At 62.2% G+C, this 11,965-nt stretch carries 15 protein-coding genes and 4 tRNA genes; 8 read left to right on the top strand and 11 right to left on the bottom strand.

Features of this window, described 5'->3' with window-relative positions:
- Positions 1-168: 168 nt before the first annotated feature.
- Positions 169-426 carry a hypothetical protein gene (locus tag Q0025_RS04955; protein WP_297296604.1) on the top strand — a complete coding sequence of 86 codons (258 nt, stop codon included), beginning with the start codon at positions 169-171 and terminating at the stop codon, positions 424-426.
- Between the two features lie 280 nt (positions 427-706).
- Here the strand turns inward: Q0025_RS04955 and Q0025_RS04950 are convergent, their stop codons facing one another.
- The gene (locus Q0025_RS04950) at positions 707-946 is read right to left on the bottom strand and encodes a hypothetical protein (RefSeq protein ID WP_297296602.1); all 240 of its coding nucleotides are present in this window, start codon (positions 944-946) and stop codon (positions 707-709) included.
- Positions 947-1,994: 1,048 nt separating this feature from the next.
- A tRNA-Trp gene (locus Q0025_RS04945) sits at positions 1,995-2,070 on the bottom strand.
- Positions 2,071-2,195: 125 nt separating this feature from the next.
- On the opposite strand from Q0025_RS04945, the gene Q0025_RS04940 reads away from it, so the two are divergent.
- Positions 2,196-2,630 carry a hypothetical protein gene (locus Q0025_RS04940; RefSeq protein WP_297296600.1) on the top strand — a complete coding sequence of 145 codons (435 nt, stop codon included), beginning with the start codon at positions 2,196-2,198 and terminating at the stop codon, positions 2,628-2,630.
- On the opposite strand, the gene Q0025_RS04935 is transcribed toward Q0025_RS04940, so the two are convergent.
- Positions 2,627-2,947 (bottom strand): heavy metal-binding domain-containing protein, encoded by a 321-nt coding sequence (locus tag Q0025_RS04935; protein ID WP_297296598.1) that lies wholly within the window; start codon positions 2,945-2,947, stop codon positions 2,627-2,629. The two genes, Q0025_RS04940 and Q0025_RS04935, sit on opposite strands and share 4 nt — an antisense overlap.
- 179 nt (positions 2,948-3,126) lie before the next feature.
- Here Q0025_RS04935 and Q0025_RS04930 point away from each other — a divergent pair, with 179 nt between their 5' ends.
- Positions 3,127-3,363, top strand: a complete 237-nt coding sequence (locus Q0025_RS04930; RefSeq protein WP_297296596.1) for a hypothetical protein — start codon at positions 3,127-3,129, stop codon at positions 3,361-3,363.
- Between the two features lie 262 nt (positions 3,364-3,625).
- Positions 3,626-6,184 carry an SEL1-like repeat protein gene (locus tag Q0025_RS04925; protein WP_297296594.1) on the top strand — a complete coding sequence of 853 codons (2,559 nt, stop codon included), beginning with the start codon at positions 3,626-3,628 and terminating at the stop codon, positions 6,182-6,184.
- A 33-nt stretch (positions 6,185-6,217) separates the two neighbouring features.
- On the opposite strand, the gene Q0025_RS04920 is transcribed toward Q0025_RS04925, so the two are convergent.
- From Q0025_RS04920 to Q0025_RS04910, 3 genes are all read right to left on the bottom strand, one after another.
- A complete protein-coding gene (locus Q0025_RS04920) occupies positions 6,218-6,475 on the bottom strand; it encodes a GlsB/YeaQ/YmgE family stress response membrane protein (RefSeq protein WP_297296592.1) in 258 nt (85 codons plus the stop codon).
- Between the two features lie 170 nt (positions 6,476-6,645).
- Positions 6,646-7,086, bottom strand: a complete 441-nt coding sequence (locus tag Q0025_RS04915) for a hypothetical protein (RefSeq protein WP_297296590.1) — start codon at positions 7,084-7,086, stop codon at positions 6,646-6,648.
- A 92-nt stretch (positions 7,087-7,178) separates the two neighbouring features.
- Positions 7,179-7,252: transfer RNA gene (locus Q0025_RS04910), tRNA-Gly, on the bottom strand.
- Between the two features lie 399 nt (positions 7,253-7,651).
- Between Q0025_RS04910 and Q0025_RS04905 the strand changes: the two genes are divergently transcribed.
- The gene (locus tag Q0025_RS04905; RefSeq protein WP_297296588.1) at positions 7,652-7,888 is read left to right on the top strand and encodes a hypothetical protein; all 237 of its coding nucleotides are present in this window, start codon (positions 7,652-7,654) and stop codon (positions 7,886-7,888) included.
- A 36-nt stretch (positions 7,889-7,924) separates the two neighbouring features.
- Here Q0025_RS04905 and Q0025_RS04900 read toward each other — a convergent pair whose 3' ends face one another.
- Positions 7,925-8,143 (bottom strand): MYXO-CTERM sorting domain-containing protein, encoded by a 219-nt coding sequence (locus Q0025_RS04900; protein WP_297296586.1) that lies wholly within the window; start codon positions 8,141-8,143, stop codon positions 7,925-7,927.
- A 454-nt stretch (positions 8,144-8,597) separates the two neighbouring features.
- Here Q0025_RS04900 and Q0025_RS04895 point away from each other — a divergent pair, with 454 nt between their 5' ends.
- Positions 8,598-9,014 carry a hypothetical protein gene (locus tag Q0025_RS04895; protein ID WP_297296584.1) on the top strand — a complete coding sequence of 139 codons (417 nt, stop codon included), beginning with the start codon at positions 8,598-8,600 and terminating at the stop codon, positions 9,012-9,014.
- Positions 9,015-9,068: 54 nt separating this feature from the next.
- Here the strand turns inward: Q0025_RS04895 and Q0025_RS04890 are convergent, their stop codons facing one another.
- Both Q0025_RS04890 and Q0025_RS04885 read right to left on the bottom strand, forming a co-directional pair.
- A complete protein-coding gene (locus Q0025_RS04890; protein ID WP_297296582.1) occupies positions 9,069-9,380 on the bottom strand; it encodes a hypothetical protein in 312 nt (103 codons plus the stop codon).
- A 189-nt stretch (positions 9,381-9,569) separates the two neighbouring features.
- Positions 9,570-9,654, bottom strand: a tRNA-Tyr gene (locus tag Q0025_RS04885).
- A 210-nt stretch (positions 9,655-9,864) separates the two neighbouring features.
- On the opposite strand from Q0025_RS04885, the gene rlmB reads away from it, so the two are divergent.
- Positions 9,865-10,620: a 23S rRNA (guanosine(2251)-2'-O)-methyltransferase RlmB gene (gene rlmB, locus Q0025_RS04880; RefSeq protein ID WP_297296653.1), complete on the top strand. Its 756-nt coding sequence runs from the start codon at positions 9,865-9,867 to the stop codon at positions 10,618-10,620.
- Positions 10,621-10,663: 43 nt separating this feature from the next.
- On the opposite strand, the gene Q0025_RS04875 is transcribed toward rlmB, so the two are convergent.
- Positions 10,664-11,071: a hypothetical protein gene (locus Q0025_RS04875; protein WP_297296580.1), complete on the bottom strand. Its 408-nt coding sequence runs from the start codon at positions 11,069-11,071 to the stop codon at positions 10,664-10,666.
- A gap of 125 nt (positions 11,072-11,196) precedes the next feature.
- Positions 11,197-11,508 (bottom strand): hypothetical protein, encoded by a 312-nt coding sequence (locus Q0025_RS04870; RefSeq protein WP_297296578.1) that lies wholly within the window; start codon positions 11,506-11,508, stop codon positions 11,197-11,199.
- Positions 11,509-11,816: 308 nt separating this feature from the next.
- Here Q0025_RS04870 and Q0025_RS04865 point away from each other — a divergent pair.
- A tRNA-Thr gene (locus tag Q0025_RS04865) sits at positions 11,817-11,892 on the top strand.
- Positions 11,893-11,965 lie beyond the last annotated feature (73 nt).

Below are 11,965 nucleotides of genomic sequence, written 5' to 3'. Positions count from 1 at the left end.
TGGGGAAGCTAGACGGTCGGCTGAGGAAAGCCGCCCGGATTAATGCGGTCGCGGCTGGCTTCGCGGCGCTAACAGTCCTTGCATCGGCCTTGCACAAATAAGTAAGTCCTGGTCTTCGCCCCTCTCCTTCCCAGTCACATTGCGCGATGGAGGCGGGATGGAGGGATGATGAGCACCATTCTCATAACCGTTGCGTTTCTCTCTACATGGTTCGCCGTGATAATGCTGTATTGGATAATCGCTACCAAACCGCCGCGCCATGCAATCAGAAACGCCGTTCTGTTCTTAGCATTCGCTATTCTAGAAATGGTCGTCTTTATGCTGGCCACCCACTGGCTGAGAGGCGGACCAACGACTGTAGCATCGTTACTAATTGTCTTTGGAGCAGCCACCTACTTCGTGGCCTCAGCCCTCAATCAGATTTGAGCCCAACATTCATTTCGGCCACGGCTCTTCGTACGCGTTATCTCGCGAAGGAACGCGCTATGAGAGCGTCATTTATTCTTTTGATACAATTCGCCAACAAGTAGACGCGCAAGACTGCTGGGTACGAGCTTGCCTATGGCAGCTTTGTTGGTACCAAATTCGGACGATACGTAAACCCATCCGTCCTCTACGTAGAATCTCGCGATGTACGTGCGCTCATCGAAGGTACATTCCACGGACTCATAGTGACGCGGCTCTTTCCGTTTTGGTTTTCTACCTCTCAAGGGCGCCCATCTTTCGGCCAAGGCTCTTCGCCCTTCTCTATCGTGTCCCAGCGCCGCCAGTGTTCGCGCTCCTCATCGTGCGCGATGTGGCTGATATTGCCCCGCGTAAAATAGCTGCGCTCGCCGGTCAGCCATTCGGCAAGGTCGTCAATCTTCACAGCTATGGCGTCGAGAGCGCGATATATCGGACCTTGAATTGTCACCTGCTCTTTGACCTCCGCCAGCTTGTCGCGCATGGCTCAGAGCAGCCGTAGGATGGCGGCGGGTCGCGTGGTAGATCATGACGGCGAGATCCACAGGGGCGAGACATGGTTGTCTAATCGAATGGATTTAACCGCTGCGCCAAGTCCGCCATGTCAACACCAAGTTGGCCAAGGCCCTTTGCCTCCTCCAAACGTTGATCCCGAATGAGCGATGCCCAGTTGGCGAAGATAATGCCAAAGGCACTCGCCCCGCCTCCGGCGATGCTAAGCTGAGCCGCGCAGAGGTTGGCTCCTCGTGCGGCTTCAATACCTCCCCCTATCGCCAACGCTGCTGCAGTCAGCGGAAGCGCCCATGACAAAAGGTCGATAAGCCGGACTGACAGCCATGGCTTCTTTGGTGGAAATAATAGAGGGCTAAGGTCGGACATGCGGTCGGGCCTCCCTGTCACGCCCGGAGAACGTATCGCGAACATGTCCAGCCAGTCAACCCCGCGCGCTGCGGGGAAAACGCGGAAATTAGACTTGTCTGGGGAAGGTAGTTTTGGGGGGATTGGTCTTCGGGGGCGAATCAATCTTGGAAGGATGTTGCTATGCCGTCACGAAAGAGAATCATTCGCGCAAGCAATGGCGTCGTGTTGACCGAAGTGACACTACCCGGTCCCGGTGGGCCGTATGCGAGAGCCTATGCAATATCTAGCAAACGAACTCCAGAAGTCTGGACTAGCGGCAATTTGCCAGACGCTGAGAGGCTTTTCATGGAGGAACTAGCCCGCTGCCAGCAGTTGGTTCCCGGACCGCTGCAATGAAGCCGGCCTGAAACATTGCTCCGCCCATGGTCTGCGTAAGGCGGCAGCGACTCTGGCGGCAGAACGCGGCGCGACTGACCGTCAGCTTATGGCAATCTTTGGTTGGACGGACTCAAAGCAGGCAACCGGCCTACACTCGCGCGGCGGACCAAAACCGACTCGCCGGCGGCGCCATGGAAATGCTCGATAGGAACGACGTGGGAACGTCGAGTTCCAACTTCTTGGACAGGCTGTGTTCAACGCGAAGTAACTTATTGATATTGCTAATTATCCGGTGGCAGGAGAGGAGGGGCTCGAACCCCCAACCCCCGGTTTTGGAGACCGGTGCTCTACCAATTGAGCTACACTCCTAGCGCCCCCGTATTAGCCGCAGGCGGCCCGTTAAAGCAAGCGGCCGATGCGCGTGGGCGCCACCGTCTTCCCAAAGCGGACTGCCGGCCTATAATTGCATTCAGCTCGATCGACCGGAGGCTCTGATGGCAGAAAAGACCGTGGCGTTCGCCCTGACGTCTTTGCTGGGCGCCGTCGCGATTCTGGCTGCGCTGGGCGGCGCCATGGCGCAAAGCGCCGGCGCGGCGTCCGACGCTCAAACCTTGCAGGCGCGTAACGACGACATGGTCGATACGGTGCAAGACCCGCGCATCGCCAAGGCACGAAAGTCCGGCACCGGCATTTGGAAATGGGTCGTGCCGCCGGTGAAAATGAAGGGCGGTTTCGACGATCACGATCCGATCGGCCTCGTGGCCGGCAAGCTGATTCCGGCCGATTGTTCGATCAACTGGACCGACCCGGACACGCACAAGCTCTATTGCTTCACCAGCGCCACGTCGCTCGTCTATTTCTTGAACGCGCCGCATAGCTATTTGTCGCGGGCAGAAAAGAGCTGGCAAGCGCTGAAAGGGACGAGCTAGACCGGCTCGACCCAGACGGCTGTGCCGTAAGCCAAGACCTCGGTGATGCCATCGGTGATCTCATTGGCGTCATAGCGCATGCCGACGACGGCATTGGCGCCGCCCTGGCTCGCATGTTCGCACATATGGTCGAAGGCCTCCTGCCGCGCCGTCTCGGCAAGATGGACGAACGCGCTGATCTGGCCACCGAAGAGCGATTGCAAGCCGCCGACGAAATTGCCGACGACGCTGCGCGAACGCACGGTAATGCCGCGCACGAGACCGAGATGGCGGACAATCCGATAGCCTGCAATATCGTTGGTCGTCGCGACGATCATGCCCCCGCTCCTACGCTTGGAAAATCTGGAAGGATCAAATCTGGAAGGGTCAAAGGAGAGGACGCGCCGAGCGCGCCCTCCCGGATCGCAAATTGCAGCTCGCTCTGGCTTACCAGCAGCGCCGATGAACCCAGCAGCGTCCGTGTTCGCACCAACGATGGACGCGGCACCAATGCGCCTTGCTGATCGGCGCGCTGAAGTTGGATGCGCCGCTGATCGCCGCGCCGGCGGCCGGCGCCGCCAACACGTCAGAAGTTCCTGCCAAGCCGAGTACAATCGCAGCGGCCGCTGCCAGCAATGTGATTTTCATGGATCTCCCCAGACGAATGGAGCAAGCGAAACCGAACCGTCAGTGGACGGTTCTCGCCCTCGCAGCGATCTCAGATAACCGGGAAATTTGGTTCCGAACTGTCTGAAGATCCGCCTTTCTCCGGATAGCACTTTGCCAGGAAAATGTAACCACGCGGCCCGGTCTTCGATCACCCGGCGTGCGCGACCGCACCCGCACCGCTGGTTGTCCGCATGCCGCAAGACGCAATGACAAAGGCGCGACGGCGATGACTGCACGATCGCTGTTGAGACACGATCCGCGAAAGGCGCGCCTCCCGATTTGCTTGGCGAATCTTGGCAAAGCTCAGACGGTGCATTATTTCATCGTGCCTCACGCGCGTTCGATTGATGAAATCGTTTCCGCAAACTTATAAGACATCGCTCGAACCAGCCGACCGTCACCCATTCGCCAACGGCTTCACCAAGGCTTCGCAAATGTTCAAAGCGCACGGTTCCGCTCCCGCGTCGGCTCTCGCGATCGCCGGTTTCAGGTCCGGTTTGGCCGCGCTTTGTCTTTTCGCGTCTCTGCCCGCCTCTGCCGATGCGTTGCAGGACGGCGCCGCCGCCTATAGCCGTGGCGATTATGCCGAGGCGCTCAAATTTCTGAAGCCGCTGGCGGAGCGCGGCGATGCCTATGCCGAGATGACCTTGGGTCTCCTCTATGCCAAAGGCCAGGGCGTGCCGCAGGACGATGCGCAAGCCGCGGCCTGGTATCGCAAGGCGGCGGACAAGGGCAATTCCTTCGCGCAAGTCAATCTCGGACTTTTCTATGCCGAAGGCCGCGGCATGGGCCGGGATTATGCCGAAGCGGCCGAGTGGTATCGCAAGGCCGCCGACCAGGGCGTTGCCTTCGCCGCCGGCAGCCTCGGCCTGCTCTATGCCAAGGGCCAGGGCGTCAAGCAGGATTATGCCGAAGCAGCGAAATGGTACCGCGCGGCGGCCGAGAAAGGCGATGTCGCGGCGGCAGTCAATCTCGCCTCGCTCTATCTGAGCGGGACGGGCGTGGCAAAGAGCGATCAAGAGGCCGCCGTCTGGCTGCGCAAGGCGGCCGACAAGGGCAATGTTTATGCGCAATCGATGCTCGCCTCTCTGTTGAGCCAGGGCCGCGGCGTCAAACAGGATTATGCGGCAGCCGCGGCGCTCTTCCGCAAAGCGGCGGCACAAGGCGACGTGACGGCCGAAACCCGCCTCGCCGATCTGCTCGCGGCCGGCACCGGTGTTACGAAAGATGAAGCTGGCGCGCTGGCGCTCTATCGGAAGGCCGCGGCGCAAGGCAGTCTTTACGCGCAAAGTCTGCTCGGCGACATCTACGCCGAGGGCCGCGGCGTCGCGCCGGATGAAGCCGAAGCTGCCAATTGGTATCGCAAGGCTGCCGCGGGCGGCGATGCCGCCGCGCAAGTGCGTCTCGGGCTCCTCACACTTCAGGGCCGCGGCGTCGCGAAAGACGATGCGCAGGCGGCAGGCTGGTTCGAGAAGGCGGCGGCGCAAGGCGAGCGTGCCGCCGAGAGCCATCTCGCGCAGCTTTATGCCGAAGGCCGCGGCGTGCCGAGAGATCTTGCCAAGGCGGCCGATCTCGCTCGCAAGGCCGCCGATAAGGGCGACCTCGCCGCGCAAGTCAATCTCGCCATTCTGCTCGCACAAGGCGGCCCTGGACTGACCCAGGATTATGCGCAGGCGGCCGGGCTCTTCCGCAAGGCGGCAGAGCGCGGCGATACCGTCGCCGAAAGCAATCTCGGCCATCTTTATGCCGCCGGCCTCGGCGTGCCGAAGGATTTGGCGCAGGCGGCAGGCTGGTATCGCAAAGCCGCCGATCAGGGCGATCTTTTCGCGATGCTTGCCCTCGCGCGTGCTTATGAGACGGGGGCCGGCGTTGCCGAGGATTTGGCGCAGGCCGCGGCCTGGTATCGTAAGGCCGCCGACAAGGGCAATGCCGGCGCGCAAAGCAAGCTCGGCGCGCTTTATGCGCAAGGCCGCGGGGTGCCGCGGGATTTCACGCAGGCGGTCGCCTGGTATCGCAAGGCCGCTGAGCAGGGCGATGTGGTGGCAGAGGCCAACCTCGGCCTGCTGCTGGCGAAGGGCGAGGGCGTCAAACAGGATTATGCCGCGGCTGCGGATTGGTATCGCAAAGCCGCGGCGCAAGGCGACACCTTCGCCGCCTCGAGCCTCGGCCTGCTTTATCAGCGCGGCCTGGGCGTGACGCGGGACGATGCGCAAGCCGCCGAATGGTATCGCAAAGCGGCCGACAAGGGCGATGCAGCGGCCGCGCTCAACCTCGCCCTGCTCTACGCTAAGGGCCAAGGCGTCAAACAGGATTTCGTTGCCGCCGCCGCCTATTATCGCGAGGCCGCCGATCGCGGCCTCGTCACGGCGCAGGTGGCGCTCGGCCAGCTTTATGAGAAGGGCCGCGGCGTCAAGCAGGACTATGCGCAAGCGGCAGACTGGTATCGCAAAGCCGCGGCGCACGGGAACGTCTTCGCCCAGAGCCTGCTAGGCCTGTTCTATGCCAAGGGCCAAGGTGTGAAACAGGATTATGCCGCGGCTGCCGATTGGTATCGCAAGGCTGCGGATCAAGGCGATCTCTTTGCCGAGACCGGCCTTGCGCTGCTCTATGCCAAAGGCGAGGGCGTCAAACAGGATTTCAGCGAAGCGGCGAAATGGTACGCCAAGGCGGCGGCGCGCGGCGACGCCTTCGCGCAAAGCAACCTCGGCTTGCTTTACGCCAACGGCCTGGGCGTCAAGCAGGACTCCGTCGAGGCCTATAAATGGTTCGACCTTGCCGCCAACCATGGCCCGGCCGACAACCGCGCGACCGCTCGAAGCAATCGCGACATCATGGCGGATAAATTGACCGCAGCGCAGATCAAACAGGCGCGCGACCGCGCCGCCGCATGGAAACCGGCGCCTTAGCGGACCGGTTTCTACACGCGCGAGAGCGGCGGCTCAGGCGCTTCGCCGGACAAGCCGCCAAAGCGCGATCAGGATACAGGCGCCGATAAATCCTGCGATGAGATAGCCGAGCCAGCCCCCCAGCGCGACACCGAACAGTCCGAGCAACCAACTGGCCACCGCAGCGCCGACGATGCCGAGAATGATATTGGTGATGATGCCGGTGCCGGACCCCATAAACATTTCGGCGAACCAGCCCGCGAAACCCCCGATGATAATGGCGCCGATCCAGCCGATTTGTGCGTTATGCATCGAATGCTCCTGTCGTTAGACACGTCGAGAGGCTAATTCTACGAACGCAAGATGAGCGGTGAATGACTGAACTCGATTTGGTGCGTGCGCGTCACCGCTGACATAGACGCCGGCGGCTCCGGGGCGCGACTGGGATCGCTGAGCGTCACTTGCCCTTTGCCGAGCGAGGCTCATCTCAGCCCAATCACGAGCCCGCTCAAGTCGAGATTGGCCATCAGGCCGACTTGCAAACCTTCGAGCTGCAAAACGGCGCCCTTATCATTGGCGAGCTGAATGATCCGCGCCCCGACGCCAACCGTGGCGCCGGCACCCGCCGCCCCGTAGACGCCGGCGATATCGGAGGGGCGATAGATGTGCAGGACCCGCCCCTGCAGCGTCGTATGAGACAGACCGAAGACGAGGCCCGCATCGACGCCGCCGACCGAAAGCGGGTACCGCCGCCCATGAAAGAAAAGAGTGCCGCCGCCACCGTTGGCACCGATAAACCAGCCGCCCTTGACGATTGACAGGCGCACCCATCCGCTATCGGCGCGAGCTTGCACGGCGCTGCCGGCAGCAATCATGAAAATCAGCGTCGCCAGGGCTGCGCGAAGCTTGCGGGACAATGTCATTCAGAATCTCCGGTGAAGCGCGTCAATGGGCAATGCCCACGCCAATAACCGAAACGTGAGGTCAAAAATATCGTTTTTTTGGTGAAATGAGCTGGAGCGGGTGAAGGGAATCGAACCCTCGTATTCAGCTTGGAAGGCTGCTGCTCTACCATTGAGCTACACCCGCGCGCGGCGGACTATATGCTATGGCAGCAAAGCCATTGCAACCGCGCCGGAAAACCCCACGGCGGCTCAGGAGGACCATGCGCCACAGACCTTTTGCTTTTGGCCATTTGTGCATCGCACTTCTTGGCGCCGCGCTGGCCGGGACGCCGGCCGCGGCCCAGTCCGCGGACGCAAAGGATACGACGATCCGGACGACCATCCTCATCCGGCCGAAGGCCAGCGATTGCCCGCCGGGGTTCACGGTTTTTCAGATGGAATCCAACAAAAAACTTCCCCGCGCTGCGAAAATCTGCTTCGTCCGCGCACCGAAACCGGCAAAGCAATAGGTCCGTCCGGATAAAACCCGCCCGTCACGCAAGCTTCACGGTCGCAACCTAAGCAGGGTCAGCGGAGGTGCCTCATGTCCGATGTCGTTGCCGAACTCGATCAACTCCAGACCGCTTACAAAGCCGCCGTCGAAGCCTGGATCGCGGCCATCAGGGAAGAAGAAGCGCTCGTCTCGATTGCTCCGCAGTCGATCGAAGACCTAGACAAATGGGAAGGCGCGCATTTCAAGGAAGATGACGCCCGCAACAAGGTCATCGAGATCAAGCAGGACTACGAAGACGCCCTGCGCGAAAAATTCTTTAAGTTCTAAGTAGCTCCGGCCGCGATCGACACGGCGGCGTAAAGATCAGGCGTTGCGCATGCGTCTCGCGCGCGCCAAGGCGCTGAAAGCCAAAACCGCCAAAGACAGAGCGATTCCAACGCTGACAATCCCAGCCGGCGTGGTTCGCGCCGTCGCCTGGAGCGAGAAGACGCGGCCGATCCGCAATTCGACCGTGCTCTTCATCTCCTCGGGATGTGGCGCCAATTCCGATCGCGAAATCTCTTCCGAAAGAGTCTTGTTCATCGATCGCACCCATCGATCACACGGCGGAAACAAGCCGCAACAATAAGCCGAAATGCAACACCCTTTCGATAAAAACACGGAAGGCTTTTGATTGTTCTTTTGTGTGCATGCCTGCCGCCGTAACGTCGCCGGGCGGTTGGCTTTTGGGGAAGCTTGGTCGCTAACGGCGGCTCCTTTGCATGCGCAGCGAAGGAGCCGTTTTATGTGTAGGTCCCCACGGCCCATGACACAGGGCGGCGTCCGCGAACGCCCGTTCGACCCGCGCAGAGCGCCGAGCCCTCGGTCTCGCCTGCAGCGGTGGCGCCCACGCCGGCTCTATGGCTCAAGACCGCGATGGCGGCCCAAACGAATCGTGTACCTTCCCGGGATCGTCTCGGCAGCGTTTTCGCAGCGTCAGGCGTGAGGCTGCCGGCGCTCCAGAGACGCTTGCCGCGCTTCGGCGGAAGGAGGGGAGATGAGCAAGCTTTCGGTCGCCATGGTGCTGTTGGCGCGCGTATTCGGCCCCTGCCAGGATCCTTGCGTGGTCGAATATAACCGCGGCGGCCATGTCGCCTGGTTCGAACAGGCGGCGCATGCGGCCCGCGCCGCGCAAGTGCAGATCGTCATCAATGGCTTCTGCGGCTCCTCCTGCATGACGCTGGCGAGCGAGGTGCGGCCCTATGTCTGCATCACGCCGCGGGCCGAGTTCGCCTATCACCGGACGAATTACGGCGATCCCATCCCACTGGGACGCGACCTCGACCGATGGATCAGAGCGCGCGGCGGCTATCCGTCGTTCTATGGCGTGCCGGGCAAGATGAGCTATACCGCCGCGCTCGCCTTTTGGCCGGCCTGCGGCCCGCGCGCCGCGGAGGGATTGAACGAGCAATAAGCCGCCCAAACGGCTGAATCGGCTTGCGAGGCCTCTTTATTGCCTTCGCGTGGCTCAGATGCCGGAGCCCTCGGCCTCGGGCGGGTCAGGCAGCCGCGCGGCTAGTCCCGGTGTCTTGTATGGCGGGCTCCAGGAGGGCAGCGGCATCCAGTTCGCGACCTCCCAATCGTCGTACATGATGACGCAGTCCTGATCCGAATCCGTCGCCACCCAGCAGAATTCGCCGAACGACTTCGGCTTTGCCCAGCGCACCACGTCGACATCGGAGGCGCCCTGCTCTGTCGCGCGCGTGACGACGATGATCCGCCGTCCGTCCTTCGGCGCCGTCGCCATCGGTTGCCATTCTCCGGATTCAACAGAAGACATGAAAGGCTCCGCAAATGAGGCTCGGACGATAACGCTCATAACAGCCGTGCGGGTCGGACGGCAGCCAAAATTTCGCAGCGCCCCGCTCCGCGGACGCCGGATGGGCTTTTTGTCGGAAGCCAGAGGCAACGCCGCTGACAACGCGCCGCTGCGCCCGTGCCGAAATCACAAATACGAAGAAAATCAAAGTGGTGGGGGAGGTAGGACTCGAACCTACGAAGGCATAGCCAGCGGATTTACAGTCCGCCCCCTTTGCCGCTCGGGACACTCCCCCGCTTTCAAGCCGCGGACAAGCAATGGCTTGCGCGAGCGGTTGATCGCGCGCTTATGGAAAGTCGGCGGCGCTTCGTCAACCCCTCACCACCGCGCCCACCGGGACAAATCCTTGCACAAAAAGCCTCCTCCGCACGCCGGCCAGTATCGCGGCACCGAAAAGCGCCACGCCCATCCGCATACCCCGAAACCGCAGGGCGGCAGGGAGACCGTGCGGCCGGCGCCGCCGTTCCGGCGCGCCTCGGCGCAGGTGGCGGTGCTCTACGGCTTTCATGCCGTGCGCGAAGCCTTGACGGCGAAACGGCGCCGGCCGTTGAGCCTCTATGCGACGCCGGCGGCGGCGGCGCGCCTCGAAGCCGACTGTGCCGCGGCCGGGATCGTCGCGAAGATCGTCGAGCCGCACGATCTCGATCGCCGTCTTGGCGCCGAATCGGTCCATCAAGGCGTGCTGCTCGAGGCGGAGCCTCTCCCTGCCCTCAACCTCGATACGATCGAATCAAAAAGCGGCCTCGTCCTCGTGCTCGACCAGATCACCGACCCGCACAATGTCGGCGCGATCATCCGCACCGCCGCCGCCTTTGCCGTCGATGCGCTGGTGACGACCGAACGGCATGCGCCGGAATTGACCGGGACCTTGGCGAAGGCGGCCTCCGGCGGGCTGGAGCATGTCGGCATCGTCCCTGTCGTCAATCTCGCCCGGGCGCTCGAAGAATTGGGCGAACTCGGCTATTGGCGCGTCGGGCTCGATTCGGCGGCTCCGGCCGCACTCGAAACGGCCCCTTTGACGTCGCCCCTCGCGCTCGTGCTCGGCGCCGAAGATAAGGGCCTGCGGCGCCTCACCCGCGAAAAATGCGACCTGCTGGCCCGGCTCGACATGCCGGGCGCGATCAAAAGCCTCAATGTCTCAAATGCTTGCGCCGTTTCTCTCAGCCTGGTTCGCAGCCGCCTGCATTCCGGCGAACCCTGATGCGTTACTGGAATAAAGTCATTCAACTAGCGGAATTATAAATCTATTCCGGACAGTCGGCGGGGCTGGTCCCATAGATGACGCGCGGCAGGCGTCCGGCCGGCTTTTCCGCCGTGACATGAATCAGTAAAGGCCGGACGCACGGGCGCCGCGGCGGGGCATAATAAGCAGGGTAAAAATAGCCCGGCGGCGGATAGGGCGGCGGCAATGGCGGCGCATCCGATTCGTCGGGACCGGTCTGGAAAGCGCCGGTCTGCAGCGTGTCCAGAGCAACGGCGCCGTTCAAGAAATGCCGGCGGCCGCGGCCGAAAACCGGGGCACGCGGTGCATGCGCCATTCGCGCGCCGACGAAGCCGTGCGGCGCTGGCATGGCGACGAATCCGGAACCCGCCTGCGCCTGAACGCTCAGGCAAAATCCAGCAAGACCGGCGAGCAAAATCCCGACGCGCATGGCACGCTCCCTCGCAGCCGGCCATGGTTAAAAAACCATGAACAGCACAAGGACGTTAACGTGCCAAAATGCCCAGGTCCAGCGGCTGTGCCGCACCCGTGGATCGGAGCGGACAGTTCAGAGGATTATTGGCAGACGCGGACGCGCCGGACGATATATTCATAGCCGTCCCAAACCTGCTGCGGCTCATACCAGCAGCGCGGCGGCGGCGGATAATAAGCCGGCGCATAATAACCCGGCGGGGGCGGCGGAGGCGGCGGGGCAGCCGCGGAAGCGGCGGCGCTGCCGGCGATAAGGCCAAGAGCGGTGCCGCCAATAAGGCCGGCCGCAAAAGCGCCGCCATCGGCCTGTGCCGGGAGCGTCGCCGCAGCCACAAGGCCCGCAGCCAGCGCAAGCGCGACGCCCGACTTCAATGCAGACTTCACCTGACCCGACATGTGTCCCCTCCGTATGCGCGCCGCATCGACGACATCGATCCCAAACCTATCCCCGGTTGATCCAGAGACGGATTCCGTCGCGATACGCGAGACCCCTCCTGGCAGCCTATCCAACCGGCAGCTTCGGGCTCGCTTTAGGCCGCCATTACGGCAAGGATGCGGCCAAGCCCGCAAGGCAGCGGCAGTATTGCTACACCCCTGCAATTTTTCGCAAATAGGTAAAACCTTGCTTAAGGCTTTCGGCTGCCGCCACCATTGCCAGCGCGGCCGCACGCTGCTAGCTCCTGACGTGTGCATCGCGACGCAAGGCCGGTTTAGCTCAGTTGGTAGAGCAACTGATTTGTAATCAGTAGGTCGCGGGTTCGACTCCTGCAACCGGCACCAGCGATTTCAGCAGGTTAGCGAATCGAAGCGCTTCGCTTTAAGCCGATCAGCAACGACATAACAATGACGCCGC

Origin of the sequence: uncultured Methylovirgula sp., assembly GCF_947646745.1 — a bacterium.
Classification (GTDB): Bacteria; Pseudomonadota; Alphaproteobacteria; order Rhizobiales; family Beijerinckiaceae; genus Methylovirgula.
This window is presented reverse-complemented; position numbering and strand designations above follow the sequence as displayed.

What these genes read in the sequence shown, in the direction of transcription:
- Q0025_RS04955 (WP_297296604.1), top strand. Translation starts at nt 169, where the DNA reads ATGAGCACCATTCTCATAACCGTTGCGTTTCTCTCTACATGGTTCGCC.
- Q0025_RS04950 (WP_297296602.1), bottom strand. Translation starts at nt 946, where the DNA reads ATGCGCGACAAGCTGGCGGAGGTCAAAGAGCAGGTGACAATTCAAGGT.
- Q0025_RS04940 (WP_297296600.1), top strand. Translation starts at nt 2,196, where the DNA reads ATGGCAGAAAAGACCGTGGCGTTCGCCCTGACGTCTTTGCTGGGCGCC.
- Q0025_RS04935 (WP_297296598.1), bottom strand. Translation starts at nt 2,947, where the DNA reads ATGATCGTCGCGACGACCAACGATATTGCAGGCTATCGGATTGTCCGC.
- Q0025_RS04925 (WP_297296594.1), top strand. Translation starts at nt 3,626, where the DNA reads ATGAAATCGTTTCCGCAAACTTATAAGACATCGCTCGAACCAGCCGAC.
- Q0025_RS04920 (WP_297296592.1), bottom strand. Translation starts at nt 6,475, where the DNA reads ATGCATAACGCACAAATCGGCTGGATCGGCGCCATTATCATCGGGGGT.
- Q0025_RS04915 (WP_297296590.1), bottom strand. Translation starts at nt 7,086, where the DNA reads ATGACATTGTCCCGCAAGCTTCGCGCAGCCCTGGCGACGCTGATTTTC.
- Q0025_RS04905 (WP_297296588.1), top strand. Translation starts at nt 7,652, where the DNA reads ATGTCCGATGTCGTTGCCGAACTCGATCAACTCCAGACCGCTTACAAA.
- Q0025_RS04900 (WP_297296586.1), bottom strand. Translation starts at nt 8,143, where the DNA reads ATGAACAAGACTCTTTCGGAAGAGATTTCGCGATCGGAATTGGCGCCA.
- Q0025_RS04895 (WP_297296584.1), top strand. Translation starts at nt 8,598, where the DNA reads ATGAGCAAGCTTTCGGTCGCCATGGTGCTGTTGGCGCGCGTATTCGGC.
- Q0025_RS04890 (WP_297296582.1), bottom strand. Translation starts at nt 9,380, where the DNA reads ATGTCTTCTGTTGAATCCGGAGAATGGCAACCGATGGCGACGGCGCCG.
- Q0025_RS04875 (WP_297296580.1), bottom strand. Translation starts at nt 11,071, where the DNA reads ATGCGCGTCGGGATTTTGCTCGCCGGTCTTGCTGGATTTTGCCTGAGC.
- Q0025_RS04870 (WP_297296578.1), bottom strand. Translation starts at nt 11,508, where the DNA reads ATGTCGGGTCAGGTGAAGTCTGCATTGAAGTCGGGCGTCGCGCTTGCG.